Here is a 23,630-nt window from a genome sequence, read left to right as displayed (position 1 = left end):
GCATGCCGCAGAAGATCACGACGTTCCTGATGTTCGAAGGTGTCGCCGAGGAGGCGATGAACTTCTACCTGTCCCTCTTCGACGACGCCGAGGTGCTCGCCATCGCCCGCTACGGCCCCGGCGAGGCGGGCGCCGAGGGCAGCGTGCTGTCCGCCACGTTCAGACTGGCGGACCAGGAGTACATGGCCATCGACAGCGCCGTGCACCACGCGTTCACGTTCACCCCGTCGATCTCGCTCTATGTCCAGTGCGAGACGGCGGACGAGATCGAGCGGCTCTTCGCGGCGCTGTCGGAGAAGGGCGAGACGCTGATGCCCCTCGACTCCTACGGGTTCAGCACCAGGTTCGGCTGGGTGTCGGACCGGTTCGGCGTGTCCTGGCAGCTCAACCTCGCCTGACCCGGCCCGCGCACCCCGCGCCGCGTCAGTGGATCAGGGCCGACGGGTCACGCTCCGGCGGGCCGGCCGGCCACCACGCGTCGCCGCGCCGGGTGAACGGGTACCAGCGGCCGTCGCGGCCGTAACGCACCTGGCGGTCGCCGAACGTCCACCGGTTGCGCCACGCCTCCACCTCGGGGGGCCGCTCGTCCTCCCAGCCGGACTCCAGCAGCGCCTGCGCCCTGGCCAGGTCCTTCCTGGGCGGGGTCCAGGCGGATTCGAGCGCGTCCAGGCCGTCGGCGCCGCCGTGCCGCCAGGCCTCCACGGCGGCGTCGAGCCCGAGGTCCAGACCGAACGCGGCGGACATCCGTACCCTGTCCTGGTATTCCGTCAGGGTGAGCAGGCGGCCGGAGGTCAGGAGTTCGCGCGCCCGGGAGGCGGCGGAGGCGGCGAGCACCTGCAGGGCGGCGACGTCGACGCCTGGGGCGGGCTCCAGCACCAGCGGAGCGAAGGCGACGTCCAGCGGGGGCGGGGCGGGCAGCGGCGGGACGCCGACGGCGAACGCCTCGGCGGCCGGGGTGCCCTGCGGCGCGGTGGCGGGCAGGTCGCGGCGCTGGAGCGCCTCGATCAGGTCGTGCTCGTCGCGGCCGCGCAGCAGCAGGAGCACGAACGGGTCGGCGTCGAGCAGCCAGGAGGCCTGATAGCACAGGGCGGCCGCGTGCTGGCAGGGGTGGCCCCAGTCCGGGCAGGTGCAGCGGGGCTCCAGGTCGCCGACCGTGGGCAGCAGGGGGACGCCGGCGTCCTCGGCCGCCTCGACGAGGTCGTGCGGCATGTCTCGGTCGAGCAGGGCGGCGATGTGCCCGGCCTTGGCGGCCACCTGGTCCAGGAAGCGTTCCCATTCGGCGTCGGTGAGCTGCTCGACGTGGACGACGGTGTCGTATTCGTCCTCGGTGACGGCGGCCAGCCGGCCGGGGCTGACGGTGATGGGGCCGACCTGGCCGGTCTTGGCGTAGGCACGGCCCCGCTGCAGCAGGCCCTGGTCGAGCGAGGTGTCCTCCAGGGCCTTGATCCAGGCGCGGCCCCACCAGGCGGTGGCGAAGCGGGCGCCGGCGCGCTGGCGGGGGAAGGCGGGGAATCCGCGGGCGGCGTTCATCTCAACTCCACGAGGGCGGCGAGTTCGGCGTCGGTCAGCTCGGTGAAGGCCGCCTCACCGGCGGCGAGCACGGCGTCGGCCAGGGAGCGTTTGGCGTCGAGCATCTGGGCGATGCGGTCTTCGATCGTGCCTTCGGTGATCAGCCGGTGGACCTGCACGGGCCTGGTCTGGCCGATGCGGTGGGCGCGGTCGGTGGCCTGATCCTCGACGGCGGGGTTCCACCAGCGGTCGTAGTGGATGACGTGGTCGGCGCGGGTGAGGTTGAGCCCGGTGCCGGCCGCCTTCAGCGACAGCAGGAAGACCGGGACGTCGCCGTCCTGGAAGCGCCGGACCATCTCCTCGCGCCTGGCCACGGGGGTGCCGCCGTGCAGCAGCTGGGTGCCGACGCCGCGGGCGGTCAGATGCTTGTCCAGGAGCCTGGCCATGGCGACGTACTGGGTGAAGACGAGCACGGCGCCGTCCTCGGCGACGATCGTGTCGACCAGTTCGTCCAGCAGCTCCAGCTTGCCGGAGCGGCCGGGCAGCCGGGGAGTGGCCTCGTGCAGGTACTGGGCGGGGTGGTTGCAGATCTGTTTGAGCCCGGTCAGCAGCTTGACGATCAGGCCGCGCCTGGCCATGCCCTGGGCGGACTCGATCTGGCCGAGGATCTCCCGCACGACCGCTTCGTACAGGCCCGCCTGCTCGGTGGTGAGGGCCACCGGCCGGTCGGTCTCGGTCTTGGGCGGCAGCTCGGGCGCGATGCCGGGGTCGGACTTGCGACGGCGCAGCAGGAACGGCCCGACGAGCCGGGCCAGCCGCTCGGCCGTCGCCTGGTCGCCGGACTCGACGTGCTTGGCCCAGCGGGAGCGGAACCTGGCCAGCGGGCCGAGCAGACCGGGGGTGGTCCAGTCGAGGATGGCCCACAGCTCTGACAGGTTGTTCTCGACCGGGGTGCCGGTCAGCGCGACGCGGGCGGCCGCCGGGATCTCGCGCAGTGCCTTGGCGGTGCCCGAGATCGGGTTCTTGACGTGCTGGGCCTCGTCGGCGACGAGCAGGCCCCAGGGGTGCTCGGCGAGGCGTTCGGCGTCCAGCCGCATGGTGCCGTAGGTGGTGAGGACGAACCCCTCGTCGGCCAGGGCGCGGCCGGCGCCGTGGAAGCGGCGGACCGGGACGCCTGGGGCGAACCTGCCGATCTCGCGCTCCCAGTTGCCCAGCAGCGACGCCGGGCAGACCACCAGCGTCGGCCCCTGCCCCTGGCGCTGCCGGGACAGGTGCAGGTGCAGAGCGATCAGGGTGATGGTCTTGCCCAGGCCCATGTCGTCGGCCAGGCAGGCGCCGAGCCCGAGCGAGGTCATCCTGGCGAGCCAGCGCAGCCCCTGCAGCTGGTAGTCGCGCAGGGTGGCCGCCAGGCCCGGCGGCGGGCCGATGTCCTCCGGCTCGGTCAGCCGGTCGCGCAGTTCGCGCAGCCAGTCGCCCGGCTCGACCGCCACCTGCTCACCGTCGACCTCCACGGTCCCGGTCAGCGCGGCGCCGAGGGCGTCGAGGCCGGTCAGCGGCTTGAGCTCGCGCTGGCGGGCCTTGCGGGCGACGTCGGGGGCGATGAGCACCCACTGGTCGCGCAGCCGGACGACGGGGCGGTGCGCCTCGGCGAGCTGGTCCATCTCGGCGGCCGTGAGCCGCTCGCCGCCGAGTGCCAGCTGCCAGTCGAAGCTGGTCAGCTGGGCGCCGCCGAGGAACGACGGCATGTCGGACGGCGCCGGGTCGCGCTCCCCGAGGACCGCGCGGGCGCTCAGGCCCTGGACCAGCGATCGGGGCCAGTGCACCTCGACCCCGGCCGCGGCCAGCCGCTCGGCGGCCCCGGCGAGCAGCTCCTCGACATCACCGTCGGACAGGACGAGCTCGTCCGGAACGGCGCTGTCCAGCAGTCGTTCGAGTCTCGGCCAGGCTCGGGCGGCGCCGCGGATGGCGATGGTCGCGTCGATCCTGGCCCGCCCGCCGAAGCCGGGGTCGCGCCCTTCCCACAGGTCGGCGGCGTCCACCACCAGCGACGGGTCGGCCAGGCTGTGCAGCTGCGCGACCGCGCGGAACTCCGCGCGCGCCGGATCGGCGGCCTCCAGCCGCAGCGACAGCCGCACGCCGGAGTCGAGCCCCGCCGACACCTCCGCCGCCCAGGAGCGCAGCCGGGGCACCTTGACGGGCTTGGCGGCGGCGAACGCGGTGGTGCCGGTGGCCCGCACCGCGCCGGGCGAGCGCGGCATCGCGTCGGCCACCGCGTCCAGGAACGCCCGCACGTGACTCTCCGCCTCGGGCAGGCGCAGGTCCTCGTCGACCGGTACGGCGCGAGCCGCGGCGGGCATGGCGTCGGCCAGTTCGCGGATGCGCCTGGCGTCGGCCGCGTCGAAGGGCCCGGCCCGCCAGGAGTCGTGGTCGCCCGTGGTGACGCCGGGCAGGACGCGGCCTCTGGTGACGAGCTGGAGCGCCACGAGCGACGCGGCGCCCCAGAACCGGGCGGCGGGGTGGGCCGTCTCGTCCTGGCGCGCTCTGGCCAGGGCGGCGACGGCCTCGGCGACCGGGACGCGGACGGCCGGAGCCTCGCGGACGCGCAGCTCCCCGTCGTGCTGCTCCACGACGGTGGCCGTGCTGTCACCCTGGGGGTCGAGGAAGGCGATCTGTCCGGATCTGGGAGGATCGCTGGGCTCGAAGACGACCGGGTGTCGTACCGAATCTGGTGTGAGGCTCACGACCGTACAGTGTACGGTACATGGGGGTGTGGTTTACCGTAGCCGGGATCGGGCGTCTTCCGCATTCCCCGGCACTGCCAATGATCCGTAGCCTTATGCGCATGGTTGATTGGGTCGTGTCATTAATGGCCGCTCTCGGTGCGCCCGGGGCGGGAATCGCTATCGCGCTGGAGAACCTGTTCCCGCCGCTGCCGAGTGAGGTGATCCTGCCGCTGGCGGGGTTCACGGCGAGCATGGGCAGGATGAATCTCGTCGAAGTCCTGGTGTGGACCACGGCGGGGTCCGTGGTCGGCGCGCTGGCGCTCTACTGGATAGGGGCGCTCCTCGGTCGTGAGCGGACGCTGGCGATCGCCGCCAAGCTCCCGCTCGTCAAGGTCTCCGACATCGAGAAGACCGAGGCGTGGTTCCTCAAGCACGGAAAGGCGACGGTGTTCTTCGGGCGGATGATCCCGATTTTCCGCAGCCTGATCTCGGTGCCGGCCGGCGTCGAGCGGATGAACCTGGTCACGTTTCTGTTGCTGACGACCGCGGGCAGCGCGATCTGGAACGCCATCTTTGTGATGGCCGGATACCTCCTGGGCAATGAGTGGGAACTGGTCGAGACGTACGCGGGCATCGGGTCGAAGGTCGTGCTCGGCCTGGTCGCGCTGGCGGTGGTGGTCTTCATCGTGGTACGCCTGCGCGAGCGCAGCAAGGGACGGCATGCGGTCCGTCGCTGAGGGAGCACGACGACTCGGCGCGGTGGCCCTGGGAACGGTCACCGCGGCGGTTGAGCTGGTGTTCTTGCTGGTGACGCTGCCGTTCCTGGGCCGTGCCCGGGTGGAGGCGGCAGCCGGGCGGCTGGCGGGGTTCGAGGCGTGGCGACTGCGGCTCGACCCCGCGGAGCTGGACGCGATGGGCGACGGCAGGCGGGTGCTGCGCTATCTGGCGCTGCGCGTGCCCGTCGGCGTGCTGGGCGGGCTGGTGGTGCTGCTGCTGGTGTTCGGGCTCCGGGAGGCCGCCCGGCTGGGGGCGTCGTGGGTCGCGGGTGAGGCCTACGACGGGATGAATCCGTCCGTTCCGCTGGTGGCGTACATATCCGTCGGGGGGCTCGTACTGCTATTTCTTGCTTTGTCGGGTGTGGTGGGCGTGCACGCGCTGGAACGGCGGCTGGCCCGCCGGGTGCTCGCCGGCGACCCGACCGTGGCGCTGCGGCGCCGGATCGCCGAGCTGGCGGAGAGCCGGGCGGGGATCGTGGCGGCGGTCGACTCCGAGCGGCGCCGGATCGAGCGTGACCTGCACGACGGGCTGCAGCAGCGGCTCGTCGCGCTGTCCATGCTGATCGGCCGCTCCAGGCGCGGCCGGCCCGAACTGCTGGACCAGGCGCACAGCGAGGCACAGCAGGCGCTGGCCGAGCTGCGGGAGGTGGCCTGGCGGGTGTACCCGAGCGGGCTGGACTCGCTGGGGCTGGGCGAGGCGCTGGCGGGGGTGGCCGAGAGGTCGGGCGTGCCGGTCAGGGTGGCGTGCGAGCTGCCGGAGCGGCCGCCGATGGCGGTGGAGACGGCGGCGTACTTCGTGGTGAGCGAGGCGGTCACCAACGCCGCCAAGCACGCCGGCGCCGACGCCATCACAGTGGACGTGCGCATGGAGGGGACGAGGCTCGTCGTGCGGGTGTCGGATGACGGGGTGGGCGGCGCGCGCCTGACCGGCGGCGGGCTGTCCGGGCTGCGGCGCCGGGTGGCCGCGCTGGACGGCGCCTTCGAGGTGGTCAGCCCGCCGGGCGGGCCGACGACCGTGACGGCGGAGGTGCCATGCGAGTGATCCTGGCCGAGGACTCCACGCTGCTGCGTGAAGGCCTGGTGCGGCTGCTGCTGGAGGAGGGGCACCAGGTGCCCGCCGCGGTGGGCGACGGTGACGCGCTGGTCGAGGCGGTGGCCGCGCATCTGCCGGACATCGTGGTGGTGGACGTGCGGATGCCGCCCACGCACACGGACGAGGGGTTGCGCGCCGCACTGGAGATCAGGCGGCGCTGGCCCGAGGTCAAGGTGCTGGTGCTGTCGCAGTATGTGGAGAAGCGGTACGCCACCGAGCTGATGAGCGCGGACGTGTCCGGGGTCGGCTACCTGCTGAAGGACCGGGTGGCGCAGGTGGCGGACTTCCTCGACGCGCTGGACCGGGTGGGCGCCGGGGGAGCGGCGTTCGACCCCGAGGTGGTGCGCCAGCTGCTGGCGCGCACGACGCAGGTGGATCCGCTGGCGCGGCTGACTCCCCGCGAGCGGGAGGTGCTGGAGAGCATGGCGCAGGGCCTCACCAACGCCTCCATCGCCCGGGCCCTGCATGTTTCGCAGAGCGCGGTGGAGAAGCATGTGAACTCCCTTTTCGACAAGCTGAACCTGTACCACGCCACCGGCTACAGCCGCCGCGTGCTGGCGATCCTGCACTTCCTGGAGTCCTGAGCGCTTGACGAACTGACAATCTTTCCAAATAATGTCAGCATGTCACAGGGTGTGGAGAAGCAGCAGCGCGTCCTCGATGCCGCTCTCCAGGTGTTCGGCCGCTACGGTCTCCGCCGTACGTCCATGGACTTGATCGCCCAGGCCGCCGGCGTCTCCCGTCCGGCGCTCTACCAGCACTACGCGGGCAAGCAGGAGATCTTCCGCGCGGTGGCGGAGCGGGCCATCGACCAGCTCATCGGACGGGCCGAGGAGGTCGGCCAGGCAACCGGCGACGTCACCGACCGGGTGTTCCGGGCCCTCGACCTCAAGCTGGAGTTCGTCGCCGGCAGCGTCGAGGCGGAATTCCGGAGCGAGCTGCTCGCCGAGGTGACCGCGGTCGCCCCCGACCTGACCCGCTCGTTGAAGGACCGGCACGCCGCCGTCGTGGCAGCCATCCTGCTCACCGCCAAGGACGACCTGCCGCTGCTCGGCACCGTCCTGTCCGCGCATGACGCGGCCGCGCTCCTGCTCGCCGCGCTCACCGGCATCGCCCAGCAGGAGGAGGAGCCGGACGTGCTGCGCACCCAGCTGCGCCAGCTCGTCGAGCTCACCATCAGAAGCCTCAAGTGACCCCCTCCCACGTGATCCCAGCCTCACGTGATCCCACCCTCACATATCCAGCCGAGATCGCGATCCGCCGGGCTCGCGTGACCCAGGAGTGTTCATGACGCAGACGATCCTGCTCAGCTTCGCGGCCGGCGTCTTCGCCGCCAACGCCACGCCCCACTTCGTGAAAGGCATCACGAAAGAGGAGTTCCCGACGCTCTTCGGCTCCGGCCCGCTGATCAATCTGGTGGCGGGCTGGGCGATGTACGTCCTGGCCGCGGTCCTGGCGATCATGGCCGACATCGGCGCTCACCCGTTCGCCGCGCTCGCGGCGGGCGCGGTGGGCGTGCTGGCCATGGGCGTGTTCCACGCGTACATCGGCGCCGACACTCTCGCCACGCGCCTCAAGACGGCCCACGGCCGTACGACGTGACGCGAGCGCCGGCGTGACGCGAGCGCCGGCGTGACCGCGATCGTCATGACCGGCGGCACGTCCGTGCTCGCTTGGCGCGCCACCGCACGCATGGCCGACCTCTGTCCCGGTACGGTGACCCACCTGACGGCAGAAGAGCCGCCGAATCTATGGTGCGCTCCGGCCGGTGATCGCGGTGAGGGCGTTGTGGAGAGCGGCCTCGCTCGACGGGCCGCCGGGCCAGCGGGCGCCGATGTGGCCGTCAGGCCGGATGAGCAGCGCTCCGTGCGATGTGAGGCCGCAGAGGTCGGCATGCTCGCCAGGAAGGGCCTCGACGTGCAGAGGCCATGGTGCCTGGTGCGTCCATGCGGCGGGGTCCGGGGTGAGCAGGGTGAACCATTCGCCGAACGTGTCCAGCGTCGAGCGGTCGCGGGCGAGCCAGAGGTGCGGCATGCGACGGCCTGGTTCGGCGCTGGGAACGTAGTCCGCGCCTGGCGGCTCCGGATCGGGACCGTCGCCGGACAGGACGGCGTCGGAGCGGTATGTGACGCCGAGCACCAGGCCGAGCTGGGCGAAGTACCGCTTTCCAGCACAGGTTGTGCACGTCGGCGATACCGGCGTTCATGCCCAGGCCTCCGACGATGGGCATCGCGTGCGCGGCATCGCCGCTCAGCAGAATCCGCCCGTGACGAAAGCGCTCGGCGACGAACGCGTTCATCACCCAGTGCTGGATCCTGACGATATCGGCGCGCACATCGGGACCGAGGGCGCGCGAGAGAAGGCCGGGCCAGTCGGCGTCCGCGCCTTCGCCGGGGGTGGGGACGAACCAGGCGTAGCCTCCTTCGGGATACAGCGGCGCGACCAGGCCGTGCGCGGTGAAGTAGACGCCGGCGGGCTGGTCGGCGCACCAGCGGCGAAGATCGCCGTCGAACACGACGGTGGTGAAGCCTCCGACCCTCCCGGGGCCGGCGGTGCCGATTCCCAGCAGCCGCCGGGCGGTGGAGTTGGCGCCGTCGGCGGCCAGGACGTAACGGGCACGGACGCGGGTCTCCGCACCGCGCCGACGCCCGGCGAGCAGGGCCACGACGCTGCCGGCCTCTTCGGCCAGGTCGACGAGCTCGGCACCGAAGCGCGCCGGGGACTTCGCCGCGGCGAGCAGAGTGGGCTCCAGGCGATCCTGCGAGGTGACCACGCCGGTCACCGGGCTCTCGGGCACCGGCGCGTTGATCCCGGTCGTCGCCGCCGCGGCGAAGTCGTGGTCCTGCATGGTGTCGCGGAAGCGGATGCGGCCGTACTCGGGGGCGAACGCGTTGGCCGTGATCTCGGCGGCGAGCCCGAGCCGGCGGTAGATCTCCATCGAACGCACGTTGACCAGCCGGGACCGTGGAAAGGGCGACAGCTCGCCTTGTCTTTCGACCAGCAGGACCCGTATCCCCCAGCGTTCCAGCAGCGCACGGGCGGTGAGCCCGACCGGCCCGCCACCGACGACCAGTACGGCCACCTCTCCGTCCGCCATGGGCACGCTCCGCGGCCGACTCACACCTCATCGTAGCGATCCTCTCTCGGCCGGGCCGGCGAGCGTCAGCGAAGACCATCACACCACCAGCACTTCTCGCGCTGATCCATCGGATGCCGCGGGTGAAGCTGGGCACGCCCGCAGGCAACGCCACGTCATGCTCGTTCGCCCGTCAGCTCGCCAACTGGGCCAGGCCGGCGAACCTGCGCAACTCCGCGAGGCGACCGGCCAGCGCCTCCCTGCCGGTGACGGTCAGTGAGAGCCAGGCGCTCCGGCTTGACAAATTTATTTGTCGGTGGGACGGTGGTGCCACACCCCGAGAAGCGGAGAAGTCCATGAGGAAGATCATCGCCGGCCTGTTCATCTCACTCGACGGCGTCGTGGAGGCGCCGGAGAAGTGGCACTTCCCCTACCTGAACGACGAGATGATGCAGTCCGTCGGCTGGCTGATGGAGCGCGGCGACGCCCTGCTGCTGGGCCGGCGCACCTATGACGAGTTCGCCGCGCACTGGCCGCACCAGGACCCCGGCGACCCCATGGCCAGGACACTGAACGAGATCCCGAAATATGTCGTCTCCTCCACCTTGGAGACCGCCGCCTGGCAGAACAGCACGATCCTGAGCGGCGACGTCGCGGCCTCGCTGACCGAGCTCAAGCAGCGGCCCGGCAAGGACATCGCGATGAGCGGCAGCCCCACGCTGGTCTCCTGGCTGCTGGCCGAGGGCCTGCTGGACGAGCTGCACCTGCTGGTGCACCCGATCGTCCTCGGCACCGGCCAGAGGTTGTTCACCGAGGGGATCGGGCAGATGCCGCTCACCCTCACCGCGTCCGAGTCCTTCAGCACCGGCGTGCTGGACCTGACCTACGAAAGGGCCTGACCAATGGCTGCCAAGACCATCGCCGACAAGCTGCTCATCAAGCCGGGCGGCACGGTGTGGATCTCCGACGACCAGCACCTGCCCCGCGTGGGGCCGCTGCCCGAGGAGGTCGAGCTGGTGGGCGACCCGCGCGAGGCCGCCGTCGCGGTGCTCTTCGCCGCCGACGCCGCCACCGCCCGCCGCCTGCTCGACGAGCACCGTGGCGCCCTGACCGGGACGACCTGGATCGCCTATCCCAAGGGCAACAAGGCGGACATCAACCGCGACACGCTCTGGCCGATCGTGACGGAGTACGGCCTGCGGCCGAACGGGCAGGTGGCGGTGGACGAGGTGTGGTCGGCGCTGCGCTTCCGGCCGTACAAGGAGGGGGAGGCCCCGTTCACCGGCGGCCGCTGAAGCGGCCCGTCAGTCCGGCGCGGGGCCCAGGCAGGCCGGGCGGAGCAGCGCGAACGCGCGGTCGACCAGGGCGAGCCGGTCGGTTTCCGGGCCCGATCCGGCCCAGGCGCGTGACACGCTGTCGAGAGCCGCTGCCGCCGCCGTGGTGAGCAGGTCGGCGGTGAACCGGTCCAGCTCCAGGCCGGGCCTGGCCAGCAGCGCGTCGGCGATCTGGGCGCGCGCCTCCTCCCGCTTGGCGTGGAACCCGGCACGCAACGCGGGCGTCGCCTCGACCAGCCTGAGCCTCTCCAGCGCCTGCCGCTCGGCGTCGATCCGCTGCTCCCACCCGCGCAGCACGGCGTGCAGGAGCTGCCAGGCGTCCTCCTGGCCGGGCCGCCGGGCGATCTGCTCGGCGATCTCGCCGCCCATGAAGTCGATGCCGCCGAGGACGACGTCCTCCTTCGCCGGGAAGTAGCGGAAGAAGCTGCGCTTGGACAGCCCCGCCGCCCGCGCGATGTCGTCCACCGTGACCGCGTCGAAGCCCCGCTCGGCGAAGAGCCGCAGGGCCACCTCGGTCACCTCGGCGGCGACCGCTCGTCTCGTACGTTCCCGCAATCCTGACACGCACCGGAGTCTACATTCCAACACACGTTGACGTTATTGGCATCTGATGTCATCTTTGGTGCGCAGATCTCATCGAATGCGGGGAGCGCGCATGCAAGGCAAGACGGCCCTGGTCACCGGCAGCACGGCCGGGATCGGCAAGGAGACGGCCAGGGAGCTGGCGCGGCTCGGCGCCCGCGTGGTGCTGGTGGGCCGGGATCCCGGCCGCGCCCGGGCGGCGGCGGCCGAGCTGGCTCGCGACACCGGCAACGAGCAGGTGGAGGCGGTGACCGCCGACGTGACGCGGCAGGACGGCCTGCTGCGGCTGGCGGCCCGGGTGCGGGAGCGCTGCGGCACGCTGGACGTTCTGGTCAACAACGTGGGGGTGAACGGCCCGCGCAGGACGCTGACCCCCGACGGCGTGGAGACGATGTTCGCCGCGCACGTCCTGACGCCGTTCACGCTCACCCATCTGCTGCTGCCGCTGCTGCGCGAGGGCGGCGGCGGGCGGGTGGTGAACGTCACCGGCGGCATCCCCGGCGGCCCCATCGCGCTGGACGACCTCCAGGCGGAAAGGCGCTTCCTGGGCTGGACGTTCACCCAGTACAACCACACGAAGACGATCCTGATGGCGATGAGCGCCCGCTTCGCGGAGGTGCTGCGGGGATCCGGCGTGACCGTCAACGTCGCCTACCCGGGGCACGGTCACACGCCGATGAACCGGGCGATGCCGATCAGGGCGTTCCCGTACGTCTACCGGCCGATCGCGCCGGTGGTGAAGCTGATGGCTCCGCTGCTCTTCGCCGACCTGGCGAAGTCCGCCAGGTCGAGCGTCTGGCTGGCCTCCTCGCCGGAGGTGGCGGGCGTGACCGGCGCGTACGTGGACCGCCGGTGCCGGCGCCGGCCGTGGCCGGCGAGCGTGCTGGACGAGCACGCCCGCGACCGGGTGTGGGCGCTGTGCGAGAGGCTGAGCGCCGGCGCGCTGCCGCCCGATCAGTCCGTGACCTCTCCCTCCAGGTAGTGGTGCAGGTGGCCGGATCCTTCGAGCATGGCCCTGGCCCGCCGGGTCAGCTCCGCCTGGCGTTGCGCGATGGCGGCGCGCAGCGCGTCGCTGCTGCCCGTGCGGCGCAGGCCGTCGAGGACGAGCTGGATCTGGGCGATCGGGTAGCGGCCCTGCCGCAGCATGTTGATCATGCGGGCGTCCCGGACGTCGGCCGGGCCGAAGCTGCGGTAGCGGGTGCCCGGCTCGCGCTTGGGAGCCAGCAGGCCGACCGACTCCCACAGGCGCAGCGTCGAGGTGCGCACCCCGAGGTAGGCGGCCACCTCACCGATGCGCATGCCGGAGCGCGGCAGCGGCGCCGCCTCCGGGTTCTGCTCCGCGACCGCTTCGAGCGCCGCGCCCGCCGCCTGCAGGGACAGCCGCTCCTCGTGCAGCGCGACGTGGCCGGTGTCCAGCAGTGTGAGGGCGAGCGGGAGGTCGGCGTCGTGCACGGCCTGCATGACCGTCCTGGCGGTGTCCCTGCCGTAGCCTCGCGCGAGAGCCTGGTAGGTGAGCAGGGCCGACCGGTGCTCGGCGCCGAACCGCCGATAGCCGGACTCCGTCCGCGGCACCGGAGGCAGGATGCCCTCGGCGGCGTAGTTGCGGATCTGCTGGGTCGAGACGTCCGCCAGCCGCGCCAGATCGATGGGGCGAATCCCTGCCTTCTCACGGCTCATGCGGCCCATCATCCCGCCCCACGGCTTACACGGCAATTTTAACGTTGACCGCACAGATCCCCGATAAACGCCGAAGAATTCGGCAAAAGTCTAGACCGGTACATCAATGAGACACTTGAACGCATGAATGTCGGCAGTCGAGGATGGAAGGGTTCCTTGGTTCCCAGTCAGCAGGACAGCAGCGTTCACCCCCACGACCAGTTCCGCCGCAGATCGGATCACACCGCGGCGGACAGCCACGACCTGATCCAGGTCCGTGACGCCAGGGAGAACAACCTCACCGGCGTCTCCCTGGACATCCCCAAGCGACGGCTCACCGTCTTCACCGGAGTCTCCGGCTCCGGCAAGTCCTCGTTGGTCTTCGACACGATCGCGGCGGAGTCCCGGCGGTTGATCAACGAGACCTACACGGCGTTCCTCCAGGGGTTCATGCCGAGCCTCAGCCGCCCGGACGTCGACGCGCTGCGCAACCTGAGCGCGGCGATCATCGTCGACCAGGAGCGGATGGGCGCCAACGCCCGCTCGACCGTGGGCACCGCCACCGACACCTACACGATGCTGCGCATCGTGTTCAGCCGGGTCGCCACCCCGTACGTCGGGCCCGCCTTCGCCTTCAGCTTCAACACCCCCCAGGGCATGTGCCCGGCGTGCGAGGGGCTCGGCAAGGTGTCCGACATCGACGTCGACGAGCTGGTGGACCGGGACCTGTCGCTGAACGAGGGCGCGCTCAAGATGCCCGGCTACGGCGTGGACACCTGGCCGTGGCAGATCATCGTGGCCTCCGGCTTCTTCGACCCGGATGTCAAGTTGCGTGACTACACGCCGGAGCAGTGGGCGGACTTCCTGCACAAGCCGCCGGTCAAGGTGAAGCTCGGGGCCAACAACTTCACCTATGAAGGCCTGGTGCCCAGGGTGCGGCGGCAGTATCTCGGCAAGGACCGGGAGTCGATGAAGGGGCAGGCGCGCGCGTTCGCCGACCGGGCGGTCAAGCTCGCCGGCTGTCCCGACTGCGCGGGCTCGCGGCTGAACGAGGCGGCCCGGTCGGCCACCATCGACGGCGTCACCATCGCCCAGTGCTCCGCCATGCAGATCAGCGACCTGGCCGAGTTCGTCGGAGGCATCCGGCACGCCTCGGTGGGGCCGATCCTCGACAGCCTGCGCGAGACGCTCGACTCCCTGGTGGAGATCGGCCTCGGTTATCTCAGCCTGGACCGGGAGTCCTCGACGCTGTCCGGCGGCGAGGCGCAGCGGGTGAAGATGGTCCGGCATCTCAACTCGAGCCTGACCGACGTCACGTACGTCTTCGACGAGCCCACCGCCGGGCTGCACCCGCACGACATCCAGCGGATGAACGACCTGCTGCTCCAGCTGCGCGACAAGGGCAACACGGTGCTGGTGGTGGAGCACAAGCCGGAGACGATCCAGATCGCCGACCACGTCGTCGACCTCGGCCCCGGCGCCGGCTCGGCGGGCGGGCGGCTCTGCTACGCCGGCGACCTCGACGGGCTGCGCAGGTCCGGCACCCTGACCGGCCGCTACCTCGACCACCGCGTGACCCTGCGCGAGAAGGTCCGCACGCCCACCGGTCAGCTCCCGATCCGCGGCGCCACGCTGCACAACCTGAGTGACGTGAGCGTCGACATCCCCCTGGGGGTGCTCAGCGTCGTCACCGGCGTCGCCGGATCCGGCAAGAGCTCGCTGATCCACGGCTACGTGGCCGGGCTGGAGGGCGTGATCGTCGCCGACCAGTCGCCGATCCGTGGCTCCCGGCGGAGCAACCCGGCCACCTACACCGGGGTGCTCGACCCGATCCGGGCGGCCTTCGCCAAGGCCAACGGCGTCAAACCCGGCCTGTTCAGCGCCAACTCCGAGGGCGCCTGCCCGGCCTGCAAGGGCATCGGCCTGATCTACACCGATCTGGCGATGATGGCCGAGGTGGCGACGGTGTGCGAGGAGTGCGAGGGCAAGCGGTTCACCCCCGAGGTGCTGTCGTACAGGCTGCACGGCAAGAACATCAGCGAGGTGCTGGCCATGCCCGTGGCCGAGGCCCGCGAGGTGTTCACCACCGGTCAGGCCGGGGCCATCCTCGGCCGTCTCGAAGCGGTGGGCCTGGGCTACGTCGGGCTGGGCCAGCCGCTCACCACGCTGTCCGGCGGCGAGCGTCAGCGGCTCAAGCTGGCCATCCACATGGCCAGGAACGGCACCACCTACGTGCTGGACGAGCCGACCACCGGCCTGCACCTGGCGGACGTGGACCGCCTGCTGGCGCTGCTGGACCGCCTGGTCGACGACGGCAACACCGTCATCGTCATCGAGCACCACCAGGCCGTGATGGCGCACGCCGACTGGATCGTCGACCTCGGTCCTGGTGCCGGCCACGACGGCGGCCAGGTCGTCTTCACCGGCACCCCCGCCGAGCTCGTCGGCGCGGGCAAGTCCCTCACGGCGCAGCATCTGCGCATGTACGTGGACCAGCCGTAGCACGACGCCCCTGGCCGCGGCCCGTTCGCGGCCAGGGGCGTCCATCAGCCGGTTCGGCGGTCGCCCAGGTGGGCGGCGAGACCGTCGAGCATGCGCTGCAGGCCGAACTCGAACTCCTCCTCCAGGCTCACGTCGTCCTGGTCCGCCGAGGCGATCATCGCCAGGATCGGGTAGGGGCCGTCCGCGACCAGCTCGTGGAAGCGGTCGCGGTTGGACTCCCACCACTGCTCCTTGCCGACGCCGGTCAGGCGCTCGGCCTGCAGGTCGTTGACCAGGAACATCGCCATGCCCTGCACGTAGCCGGAGATGGTGACCGCCGCCCTGACCATGGTGGGCAGGTCGCGGCTCAGCCCTTCGACGCCGCGCAGCAGCCATTCGGTGCGCGCCGGCCCGCCCGGCGCCAGTCGCGGCCGGGTCACCGCCAGGACCTGCAGGAGCCAGGGGTGGCGCCGGTAGAGCGCCCACATGATGCGGGCGTAGGCCTCCACGCGCGCCCGCCAGCCGTCCCGCTCGGCGGGCGGCGCGCCGGCCGCGGCCTCCGCCTCGTCGAGCACGGCGCCGGCCATCAGGTCGACCAACTCGTCCTTGCCCGGCACGTGCCGGTAGAGCGACATGGTGCCCGCGCCCAGCTCGCCCGCCACCCTGCGCATGGACAGGGCGGCCAGACCCTCCGCGTCGGCGATCGCGATGCCCGTACGGACGATCCGCTCGACGCTGAGGCCGTCCTTGGCGGCCGGTTCGGGTGCGGCGGGCGGGATCTCTTCCGGCCGGGGGCCGGTGCGTGCCGCCGCTCGCGCGCGGTAGGCGCGCGCCTGGCAGGCGCGCGAGCAGTAGGTGGGGCGGCGTCCTCGCGCGGGAACGTCCAGCGGCCCGCCGCAGCCGGCACACGTCAGTTTCATCACACTCCCCTTCTGCGTGACGAAATGCTACCACGTGACGAAATTCGCGGCTATGCCTCTGTTTAATCTGTGCGTAGGGTGTATGCATACACCGTACTCATTGAGGAGGTCTTCGCATGGGGAGAGCGAGGGATCGGGCGGGGCTGGTGACGCTCACCATCCCCGGCGTGCTGGTCTCGATGGACATGTCCGTGCTTTATTTCGCGCTTCCGCCGCTGAGCGCCGAGCTCAGACCGACCGCGACGCAGACGCTGTGGATCATGGACGTGTACGGTTTCCTCCTCGCCGGTCTCCTGGTGACGATGGGCACGCTGGGCGACAGGATCGGCCGCCGGCGGCTGCTGATGATCGGCGCGGCGGCGTTCGGGGCGGCGTCGGCCGTGGCGGCGTACTCCAGCAGCGCGCAGGAGCTCATCGCCGCCCGGGCGCTGCTCGGCGTCGCTGGGGCGACCCTCGCGCCGTCCACGCTCGCGCTGATCCGCACCATGTTCCAGGACCCGCGCCGGCGCAGGACCGCCGTCGGGGTGTGGGCGGCGGGGTTCTCCGGCGGCGCGGTGATCGGGCCGGTCGCCGGCGGGCTGCTCCTGGAGCGGTTCTGGTGGGGCTCGGCGTTCCTGCTCAACGTGCCGGTGATGGCGCTGCTGCTGGTGGCCGCGCCGCTGCTGGTCCCCGAGCACCGCGATCCGTCGCCGGGCAGGTTCGACGTGGTGAGCGCGGGCCTGTCGCTCGCCGCCGTGCTGCCGGTGATCTACGGGGTGAAGCTGCTGGCCGAGGAGGAGCCCGGCTGGGGCGCTCCGGCCGCCGTGCTGGCCGGGCTGGGGCTCGGGGCGCTGTTCGTGCGCAGGCAGGCCCGGCTGGCCGCGCCGATGATCGACCTGCGGCTGTTCCGGTCGAGGACGTTCACCACCTCACTGGCCGTGAACTCGCTGACGATGTTCGCCATGGTCGGGCTGACGCTGTTCGCCGCGCAGTTCCTGCAGCTCGTCGCCGGGCTGCGCCCGCTCGCCGCCGCGCTGTGGATGCTGCCGGCGATCCTCGCGACGACGGCCGGCGTGGCGGTCGCCACTCTCGCCGTACGGCGGATCCGACCGGGAACGGTCGTCACCTGGGGGCTGCTGGTGGCCGCGGCCGGGCTGCTGATGACGGCCCGGGTCGAGGCGGTGTCCCCGCCCGCCGTCCTGGTGGCCTGCGTGGGCGTCATGGCGGCCGGCATCGGCATGGTCGCCACCCTGGCCACCGACCTGATCCTGGCCGGGGCGCCGCCGGAGCGGGCCGGCGCCGCTTCGGCGCTGTCGGAGGCCGGCACGGAGTTCGGCGGCGCGCTGGGCATCGCCGCGCTGGGAACGGTGGGCGCCGCCGTCTATCGGAGCGAGATCACGGCCGCCCTGCCCGGTCTGCCCCAGGCGGCGCGCGAGACGCTGGCCGGGGCGGCCGCCGTGGCCGGGCAGGTGTCCGGGAGCCTGCGCGGGCCCCTGATGGAGGCGGCCTCCGCCGCGTTCGTGTCCGGCCTGCGGGCCACCTCGATCACGGCCGCCGTGATCATGGCGTTGATCGCCGTCCCGGCCGCCGTCCTCCTGCGGCATGTGCGCGCCGACGCGGACGGCCCGGCTCAGCAGCAGAGGCGCAGGTAACGCTGCAGGTCGGCGAGGGCCTGGGCGGCGCGTTCGCGGTCACCTCGGTAGAGCACGGTCTTGCCGTCGCGCCGGGAGGCGATGATGCCGCCGCGGCGCAGCAGGGCGAGCTGCTGGGAGGCGGTGGACTGGCCGATGCCGGCGAGCTCGGCGACCTGGCCGACCGACAGCTCGGCGCCCTGGGCGGCCTGGCCTTCGACGGCGACGGTGAGCGCTATCCGCACCGCGACGAGGTGGTGGCCTACCTGGAGCGTTACGCAGGCGAGCTGTCCCGTGACGGCGCCGAGATCCGCACCGGAGCCCGGGTCGGCGGCGTCACCGCGACGGACGGCGGCTTCACCGTGCGCCTGCAGGACGGGCAGAGCCTGAGCGCGACGGCGCTGATCGCCGCCACCGGCTCCTTCGGCCACCCCCACCTGCCCGCGCTGCCGGGCCAGGAGACGTACACCGGCCGGATCACCCACGCCGCCTGCTACCGCTCGCCGCAGGCGCTGGCCGGGCGGCGGGTCGTGGTGGTGGGCGCGGGCAACTCCGCGGTCCAGATCGCCTACGAACTGGCCGAGCACTCCCGCGTCACCCTGGCCAGCCGCGCGCCCGTCCGGTTCGTCCCGCAGCGGCCGCTGGGGCGGGATCTGCACTTCTGGTTCCGGCTCACCGGCTTCGACCGGCTGCCGCTGCGACGCTCGGCCGACCCGCCCGCCTCGCCGGTGCTCGACCCGGGCCGCTACCGTGACGCCCTGCGCCGGGGCCGGCTGGACCGCCGCCCGATGTTCGCGCGGCTGGCGGGAGAGGAGGTGGAGTGGGCCGACGGCCGCCGCGAGCGGGTGGACGCCATCGTGCTGGCCACCGGCTACCGGCCCCACCTGGACTATCTCGATCCCCTCGGCGCGCTGGCGCCCTCGGGGCACCCCCGGCACGCGCGGGGCCTGTCGAGCACCCATCCCGGCCTGGGCTTCCTCGGGCTGGAGTGGCAGCGCACCCCCTCGTCCAACACGTTGCGCGGTGTCGGCTCGGACGCGCGCCACGTGGTCCGTGGCCTCGTCGCGCGGCTGCCGCGTCGTAACGTGGCACAGGGAGCTCGACGAGGGGACTGAGATGACACTGACCGCTGAGGACCGTACGGCCATCATCGAGTTGATCTCGTTGCACGGCCATCTCGTGGACGGCGGCGAGCTCGACCGCATGGACGAGCTCTTCACCGCCGACATCCGCTACGACGTCACCGACCTCGGCGGCGGCATCATCCTGGGGCTGGCGGCGCTGCGGGAGGCGGCGCTCGCGCTGGGCGAGGCGAATCCCGTCGGCCATCACGTCACCAACATCGTGCTCCGCGAGCTGGCCGACGGCACGGTCCGCGGCCTGTCCAAGGGCATCGGCGTGCACGCGGACGGCACCTGCGCGAGCGTCACCTATGAGGACGTGGTCGCCCGCGGCGACGGAGGATGGCGCATCACCCACCGTAAGGTCGTGCGGCGACGGGTCCCGCTCGGCGGACGGTGAGCGGGGCGTCTCAGGCGAGTGAGTCGATCCAGCGCTGGAGGCGACGCCCCTCGGCGACCATCAGCTCCGGGTCGCGGAAGGTGTTGGTGAGCAGCGAGATCCCCTGGTAGGAGGCGATCAGGGCGACCGCGAGCTCGCGGGAGTCCGGCCGCCCCATCTCGGCGAAGCGCAGCTCCACCCAGTCGATCAGCAGCCCCATGACCCCGGCCGCCGCCCGGTCGAGGCCGTCGGCCCGCTTGTCCAGCTCCGAGCAGAGGGTGCCGGTGGGGCAGCCGTAGCGGGCGGCGAGCTCGCGCTGGTCCACCCAGCCCTGGACGAGCGCCTTGAGGCGGTCCGGTGGCGTGGCGGCGTGCTGCTCCAGGGCGGCGGTCATCGTGTGGAACTGCTCCGCGTGCGCGCCGATCGCCGCCTCGATGAGCTGGTCCTTGGTCTTGAAGTAGTAGTAGACGTTGCCCACGGGGACATCGGCGGCCTGGGCGATGTCGGCGAGCGTCGTCTTCTCGACCCCCTGCTCGTGCAGCACCCTCGTGGCGGCGCCCACCAGCCGCTCACGCTTGCCCGGCTTGCGCACCGCGCTCTTCGTTGAGTCAGTCATCTCACTCACAGGGTAGCCGATCGCACGTCGATCAGTGGCCCGCGTGCCGGTCCGCCGCCGCGAGCCTGTGGGCGCCTTCGGCCAGGTCGGCGGTGTCGGCGGCGGCCGCGAAGCTGAGCCGCAGGTAGGCGCCGGAGGGCTCGGCGGGGAAGAAGCGGCGGCCGGCGTCGACCGCCACGCCGTGCTCGCGGGCGGCGGCGGCGATGGCGGCGTCGTCGGCTCCCGATGGCAGCTCCGCCCACAGGTGCAGGCCACCTGCCGGGGAGCCGGTGAGCCGCCAGCCGGGCACCCGCGCGGCCAGCGCGCCGGCCAGGAGGGTGCGGCGCTCGCGCAGCGCCGCGCCGAGCGCGCGCAGATGGCGGTCCCAGGCGGGAGTGCTGAGCAGCTCGATGGCCGCCTCCTGCAGGGGGCGGGCGGTGAAGAAGTCGTCGACGAAGCGCATGCCCGCCAGTCGCCGCAGCACCGGACCGCGGGCGATCACCGCGCCGATGCGCAGGCTGGGTGAGGCGGGCTTGGTGAGCGAGGTCAGCTGGATCACCGTGCCGTCGCGGTCGTCCGCGACCAGCGGGGGCGGCAGGGGGATGCCGTGACCGAGGTGGCGGGCGAAGTCGTCCTCGATGAGGAAGGCGCCCGCGGCCCTGGTCACGGCGGCGACCTGGCCACGCCGCTCGGGTGAGAGCACCGCGCCGGTCGGGTTGTGGAACGTCGGCTGGCAATACAGGACCCGGGAACCGGTCATGGCGAACGCGTCGGCGAGCAGGTCGGGGCGGATGCCGTCGCCGTCCATCGGCACGGGCACCGGGCGCAGCCCCGCGGCGCGGGCCGCGACCAGCGCGCCGGGATAGGTGGGCGACTCCATCAGCACGGCGCTCCCCGGCGCGGCGATCGCCCGGAAGAGCATGGACAGGGCTCCCTGCGCGCCACCGGTGATCAGCACGTCCTCGGCGGTGACGGCGCCGCCCGCCTGCTCGGCGAAGATCGCGCGCAGCGGCGCCAGGCCGGCCGTGGGGGCGCGGTGCCAGGCGTCGGGCCGGCGGGCCGCACGGGCCAGCGCGGCGCCCAGCGCCCGGGTCGGCTGGAGGGTCTCGTGCAGGTAGCCGCCCGCCATGGCGATCATCCCCTCGGGCAGGGGACGCGGCGGCTCGACGGCGACGGCCGGGTCGAAGTCGCGCCCGGACAGGGCCACCGACTGCCAGGAGGTGTCCGGCACGCCGCCGGCCGGCCGCTCGCGGCGGGGGGCGACGAACGTGCCGCTGCCGGGGCGGGTGATCACCGCGCCTTCGGCGGCCAGGGTGGCGATGGCGCGCGAGACGGTGCCCGGCCCCACCCGGTAGCGCTGGGTCAGCTCGCGGCTGCTGGGCAGCCGGTCGCCCGGCGCCAGCCCGGCCAGCAGCGCCCGGAGGCTGGAGGCCAGATCGGCGGAAGTGCTACTGTCGGACATGAAGACTCATGGTAGCGCTACCAGTGCTGGGGCGGAAACACTACTGGACATCGCGGCACTGCGCGCCGACACCCCCGGCTGCGAGCAGGTCGTGCACTTCAACAACGCCGGCTGCGGCCTGCTGGCCACCCCGGTGCTCGCCACGATGCTCGACCACCTCAACCTGGAGGCGCGCATCGGCGGCTACGAGGCGTCCGCCGCGCGCGCCGAGCAGGTCCGCGCCTTCTACACCGAGACCGCCGCGCTGATCAACTGCGCCCCCGGCAACATCGCCTTCGCCGGCAGCGCCACCCACGCCTACGCCACCGCGCTGTCGTCGATCCCGTTCGAGGCCGGGGACGTCATCCTGACCACGCGCAACGACTTCATCTCCAACCAGATCGCCTTCCTGTCGCTGCGCAAACGCTTCGGGGTGCGGCTGGTGCACGCCCCCGACCTGCCCGAAGGCGGTGTGGACGTGGCCGCGATGGCGGCGCTGATGCGCGCCCACCGGCCCCGCCTGGTGAGCGCCACCCACATCCCCACCAACTCCGGCCTGGTCCAGCCGATCGCCGAGATCGGCGCGCACTGCCGCGAACTCGGCCTGCTCTACCTGGTCGACGCCTGCCAGTCCGTCGGGCAGTTCCCGATCGACGTGGCCGAGATCGGCTGTGACCTGCTCACCGCCACCTGCCGCAAGTTCCTGCGCGGCCCGCGCGGTTCGGGTTTCCTGTACGTGTCCGACCGGGTGCTGCGGGACGGCTACGAGCCGCTGTTCATCGACATGCACGGCTCCCGCTGGGTCTCGCCGGAGGACTACCGGCCGGTGGAGTCGGCGGCCAGGTTCGAGGAGTGGGAGTTCCCGTACGCCACCGTGCTGGGATGCGCGGCGGCCGTCCGCTACGCGCGCCAGGTCGGTGTGGAGGCGATCGCCCGGCGCACCCCGGCGCTGGCGGCGCGGCTGCGTGCGCGGCTCGGCGACCTGGCGGGCGTGCGCCTGCTGGACAGGGGCAGGGAGCTGGGCGCGCTGGTGACCTTCGCCGTCGAGGGCTGGCAGGCGGAGCCGTTCAAGGCGGCGATCGACGCGGCGGGCGTCAACTCGGCGCTCAGTTTCCGGGAGTTCGCGCAGTTCGACTTCGCGGACAAGGACGTCGACTGGTGCCTGCGCCTGTCGCCGCACTACTACAACACCGAGGACGAGGTGGACCGGGTGGCCGGCACTGTGGCCGGGCTGCTCACGTCCCGTTGAGGAAGGTGGGCACAGCGAGCACAGCGAGCACGGCGGGCACGCGCCGGCCGGTGTCGTCGGCGAGCTTGGCGAAGACACCGGCGGCGTGCTCGCCGACGGTTCCCTCGCTGCGGCGTGTCCTCTGCTCCCGCCTCGGCCCGGTGACGTCAGAAGGGGGTTGCCGTGACGCTATGATGGCGCCATAGTGGTGCCATGAGGTTCGAGCCGCGCCGTGAGGGGACCGAGATGCCCACGTTCGACACCCCGGAGCCGATCTCCGTCACGATCTTCATCGGCACCGGCGACGTCCGCCTCGCGGCCAGCGACCGCGACGACACCGTCGTGGAGGTGCGGCCGAGCGACGAGTCCGACGAGGTCGACGTGCGGGCCGCCGAGCGGACCAGGGTGGAGTTCGCGGGCGGCCGCCTGACGGTGAAGACGCCATCGGACGTGGCGCGCAAGATCTGGGGCCGCGGCGGCTCGATCGACGTCGTGGTCAGGCTGCCGTCCGGCTCGCGGGTGGAGGCCGACGTGGCGTCGGAGGTCCGCGCCGAGGGCCGCCTGGGGGACTGCACGGTCAAGACCTCCGACGGCGACATCTGGCTCGACGAGGCGGGCAAGCTCCGGCTCGACACCGCCGACGGCGACATCACCGTGGCGCGCTCGTCCGGTCAGGCCGACGCCACCACCGCCAACGGCGACATCCGCATCGGCGCGATCGGCGGCCCGGCCGTGATCAAGACCGCCAACGGCGACATCACCCTCGGCGAGGCGGCCGGCCACCTGCGGCTGCACACGGCCTACGGCGACATCGTCATCGACCGGGCCGACTCGAGCGTCGTGGCCAAGACCGCGACCGGCGGCATCCGCGTCGGCGCGGTGGCGCGCGGTACGGTCGTGCTCGACACCGCCGCCGGCGACCTCGAGGTGGGCGTCCCCGAAGGCACCGCCGCCTGGCTGGACGTCAGCACCTCCTACGGCACCGTACGCAATCTCCTGACCCCCGCCGGCGCCCCCGGCAGCGGCGAGGAGACCGTCGAGGTGCGCGCCCGCACCTCCTACGGCGACATCCTCATCCGCCGCCCCTGACCCCCGGCCGCCGTCCG

General features: G+C 72.4%; 24 protein-coding genes and 1 pseudogene. 15 read left to right on the top strand and 10 right to left on the bottom strand.

What is annotated here, in order from left to right; translation table 11 throughout:
- The first annotated feature begins 2 nt into the window (after nt 1-2).
- Nucleotides 3-398 (top strand): VOC family protein, encoded by a 396-nt coding sequence (locus tag ACIBQX_RS42505; protein WP_397014977.1) that lies wholly within the window; start codon nt 3-5, stop codon nt 396-398.
- 25 nt (nt 399-423) lie between these two features.
- Here the strand turns inward: ACIBQX_RS42505 and ACIBQX_RS42500 are convergent, their stop codons facing one another.
- Complete coding sequence (locus ACIBQX_RS42500; protein ID WP_397014975.1) at nt 424-1,530, bottom strand: SWIM zinc finger family protein; 1,107 nt, start codon at nt 1,528-1,530, stop codon at nt 424-426.
- On the bottom strand, nt 1,527-4,250 hold the full coding sequence (locus tag ACIBQX_RS42495) for a DEAD/DEAH box helicase (RefSeq protein ID WP_397014973.1): 2,724 nt from the start codon (nt 4,248-4,250) through the stop codon (nt 1,527-1,529). The genes ACIBQX_RS42500 and ACIBQX_RS42495 overlap by 4 nt, the downstream gene beginning before the upstream one ends.
- Nucleotides 4,251-4,351: 101 nt before the next feature.
- Here ACIBQX_RS42495 and ACIBQX_RS42490 point away from each other — a divergent pair, with 101 nt between their 5' ends.
- The 5 genes from ACIBQX_RS42490 to ACIBQX_RS42470 all read left to right on the top strand — a co-directional run bounded on the left by ACIBQX_RS42490 (nt 4,352) and on the right by ACIBQX_RS42470 (nt 7,703).
- A complete protein-coding gene (locus tag ACIBQX_RS42490; protein WP_397014971.1) occupies nt 4,352-4,969 on the top strand; it encodes a DedA family protein in 618 nt (205 codons plus the stop codon).
- Complete coding sequence (locus ACIBQX_RS42485; protein ID WP_397014969.1) at nt 4,953-6,050, top strand: sensor histidine kinase; 1,098 nt, start codon at nt 4,953-4,955, stop codon at nt 6,048-6,050. The genes ACIBQX_RS42490 and ACIBQX_RS42485 overlap by 17 nt, the downstream gene beginning before the upstream one ends.
- Complete coding sequence (locus tag ACIBQX_RS42480; RefSeq protein WP_397014967.1) at nt 6,041-6,685, top strand: response regulator; 645 nt, start codon at nt 6,041-6,043, stop codon at nt 6,683-6,685. The genes ACIBQX_RS42485 and ACIBQX_RS42480 overlap by 10 nt, the downstream gene beginning before the upstream one ends.
- 39 nt (nt 6,686-6,724) lie before the next feature.
- Nucleotides 6,725-7,294: a TetR/AcrR family transcriptional regulator gene (locus ACIBQX_RS42475; RefSeq protein ID WP_397014965.1), complete on the top strand. Its 570-nt coding sequence runs from the start codon at nt 6,725-6,727 to the stop codon at nt 7,292-7,294.
- A 94-nt stretch (nt 7,295-7,388) separates the two neighbouring features.
- Entirely contained in the window at nt 7,389-7,703 is a 315-nt protein-coding gene (locus ACIBQX_RS42470; RefSeq protein WP_397014963.1) for a hypothetical protein, read from the top strand.
- A 147-nt stretch (nt 7,704-7,850) separates the two neighbouring features.
- Here ACIBQX_RS42470 and ACIBQX_RS42465 read toward each other — a convergent pair whose 3' ends face one another.
- Both ACIBQX_RS42465 and ACIBQX_RS42460 read right to left on the bottom strand, forming a co-directional pair.
- Nucleotides 7,851-8,135 (bottom strand): hypothetical protein, encoded by a 285-nt coding sequence (locus tag ACIBQX_RS42465; RefSeq protein WP_397014961.1) that lies wholly within the window; start codon nt 8,133-8,135, stop codon nt 7,851-7,853.
- 142 nt (nt 8,136-8,277) lie between these two features.
- Nucleotides 8,278-9,198: pseudogene (locus ACIBQX_RS42460) on the bottom strand (FAD-dependent monooxygenase); the annotation flags it as partial.
- Between the two features lie 335 nt (nt 9,199-9,533).
- On the opposite strand from ACIBQX_RS42460, the gene ACIBQX_RS42455 reads away from it, so the two are divergent.
- A complete protein-coding gene (locus ACIBQX_RS42455; protein WP_397014959.1) occupies nt 9,534-10,076 on the top strand; it encodes a dihydrofolate reductase family protein in 543 nt (180 codons plus the stop codon).
- Nucleotides 10,077-10,079: 3 nt separating this feature from the next.
- Nucleotides 10,080-10,472: a hypothetical protein gene (locus ACIBQX_RS42450; RefSeq protein ID WP_397014957.1), complete on the top strand. Its 393-nt coding sequence runs from the start codon at nt 10,080-10,082 to the stop codon at nt 10,470-10,472.
- A 9-nt stretch (nt 10,473-10,481) separates the two neighbouring features.
- Here ACIBQX_RS42450 and ACIBQX_RS42445 read toward each other — a convergent pair whose 3' ends face one another.
- Nucleotides 10,482-11,075 (bottom strand): TetR family transcriptional regulator, encoded by a 594-nt coding sequence (locus ACIBQX_RS42445; protein WP_397014955.1) that lies wholly within the window; start codon nt 11,073-11,075, stop codon nt 10,482-10,484.
- 91 nt (nt 11,076-11,166) lie between these two features.
- Between ACIBQX_RS42445 and ACIBQX_RS42440 the strand changes: the two genes are divergently transcribed.
- Entirely contained in the window at nt 11,167-12,075 is a 909-nt protein-coding gene (locus ACIBQX_RS42440) for an SDR family NAD(P)-dependent oxidoreductase (protein WP_397014953.1), read from the top strand.
- Here ACIBQX_RS42440 and ACIBQX_RS42435 read toward each other — a convergent pair.
- On the bottom strand, nt 12,048-12,770 hold the full coding sequence (locus ACIBQX_RS42435) for a MerR family transcriptional regulator (RefSeq protein WP_397014951.1): 723 nt from the start codon (nt 12,768-12,770) through the stop codon (nt 12,048-12,050). The two genes, ACIBQX_RS42440 and ACIBQX_RS42435, sit on opposite strands and share 28 nt — an antisense overlap.
- 243 nt (nt 12,771-13,013) lie before the next feature.
- On the opposite strand from ACIBQX_RS42435, the gene ACIBQX_RS42430 reads away from it, so the two are divergent.
- Complete coding sequence (locus tag ACIBQX_RS42430) at nt 13,014-15,251, top strand: ATP-binding cassette domain-containing protein (RefSeq protein ID WP_397015146.1); 2,238 nt, start codon at nt 13,014-13,016, stop codon at nt 15,249-15,251.
- Between the two features lie 44 nt (nt 15,252-15,295).
- On the opposite strand, the gene ACIBQX_RS42425 is transcribed toward ACIBQX_RS42430, so the two are convergent.
- A complete protein-coding gene (locus ACIBQX_RS42425; RefSeq protein WP_397014949.1) occupies nt 15,296-16,150 on the bottom strand; it encodes a TetR/AcrR family transcriptional regulator in 855 nt (284 codons plus the stop codon).
- 116 nt (nt 16,151-16,266) lie between these two features.
- Between ACIBQX_RS42425 and ACIBQX_RS42420 the strand changes: the two genes are divergently transcribed.
- The gene (locus ACIBQX_RS42420) at nt 16,267-17,781 is read left to right on the top strand and encodes an MFS transporter (RefSeq protein ID WP_397014947.1); all 1,515 of its coding nucleotides are present in this window, start codon (nt 16,267-16,269) and stop codon (nt 17,779-17,781) included.
- On the opposite strand, the gene ACIBQX_RS42415 is transcribed toward ACIBQX_RS42420, so the two are convergent.
- Nucleotides 17,760-18,005 (bottom strand): ArsR/SmtB family transcription factor, encoded by a 246-nt coding sequence (locus ACIBQX_RS42415; RefSeq protein ID WP_397014945.1) that lies wholly within the window; start codon nt 18,003-18,005, stop codon nt 17,760-17,762. The two genes, ACIBQX_RS42420 and ACIBQX_RS42415, sit on opposite strands and share 22 nt — an antisense overlap.
- 9 nt (nt 18,006-18,014) lie before the next feature.
- On the opposite strand from ACIBQX_RS42415, the gene ACIBQX_RS42410 reads away from it, so the two are divergent.
- Together ACIBQX_RS42410 and ACIBQX_RS42405 are read left to right on the top strand one after the other, a co-directional pair.
- Nucleotides 18,015-18,875 carry a flavin-containing monooxygenase gene (locus ACIBQX_RS42410; RefSeq protein WP_397014943.1) on the top strand — a complete coding sequence of 287 codons (861 nt, stop codon included), beginning with the start codon at nt 18,015-18,017 and terminating at the stop codon, nt 18,873-18,875.
- A 1-nt stretch (nt 18,876) separates the two neighbouring features.
- Nucleotides 18,877-19,281: a nuclear transport factor 2 family protein gene (locus ACIBQX_RS42405; RefSeq protein ID WP_397014941.1), complete on the top strand. Its 405-nt coding sequence runs from the start codon at nt 18,877-18,879 to the stop codon at nt 19,279-19,281.
- A 10-nt stretch (nt 19,282-19,291) separates the two neighbouring features.
- Here the strand turns inward: ACIBQX_RS42405 and ACIBQX_RS42400 are convergent, their stop codons facing one another.
- Nucleotides 19,292-19,876: a TetR/AcrR family transcriptional regulator gene (locus ACIBQX_RS42400; RefSeq protein WP_397014939.1), complete on the bottom strand. Its 585-nt coding sequence runs from the start codon at nt 19,874-19,876 to the stop codon at nt 19,292-19,294.
- 31 nt (nt 19,877-19,907) lie between these two features.
- A complete protein-coding gene (locus ACIBQX_RS42395; protein ID WP_397014937.1) occupies nt 19,908-21,317 on the bottom strand; it encodes a PLP-dependent aminotransferase family protein in 1,410 nt (469 codons plus the stop codon).
- On the opposite strand from ACIBQX_RS42395, the gene ACIBQX_RS42390 reads away from it, so the two are divergent.
- Together ACIBQX_RS42390 and ACIBQX_RS42385 are read left to right on the top strand one after the other, a co-directional pair.
- A complete protein-coding gene (locus tag ACIBQX_RS42390) occupies nt 21,316-22,545 on the top strand; it encodes an aminotransferase class V-fold PLP-dependent enzyme (RefSeq protein ID WP_397014935.1) in 1,230 nt (409 codons plus the stop codon). The genes ACIBQX_RS42395 and ACIBQX_RS42390 overlap by 2 nt on opposite strands.
- A 192-nt stretch (nt 22,546-22,737) precedes the next feature.
- Nucleotides 22,738-23,613 carry a DUF4097 family beta strand repeat-containing protein gene (locus tag ACIBQX_RS42385; protein WP_397014933.1) on the top strand — a complete coding sequence of 292 codons (876 nt, stop codon included), beginning with the start codon at nt 22,738-22,740 and terminating at the stop codon, nt 23,611-23,613.
- Nucleotides 23,614-23,630: the final 17 nt, after the last annotated feature.

The organism is Nonomuraea sp. NPDC049714 (genome assembly GCF_044465295.1).
GTDB lineage: Bacteria > Actinomycetota > Actinomycetes > Streptosporangiales > Streptosporangiaceae > Nonomuraea.
This window is presented reverse-complemented; position numbering and strand designations above follow the sequence as displayed.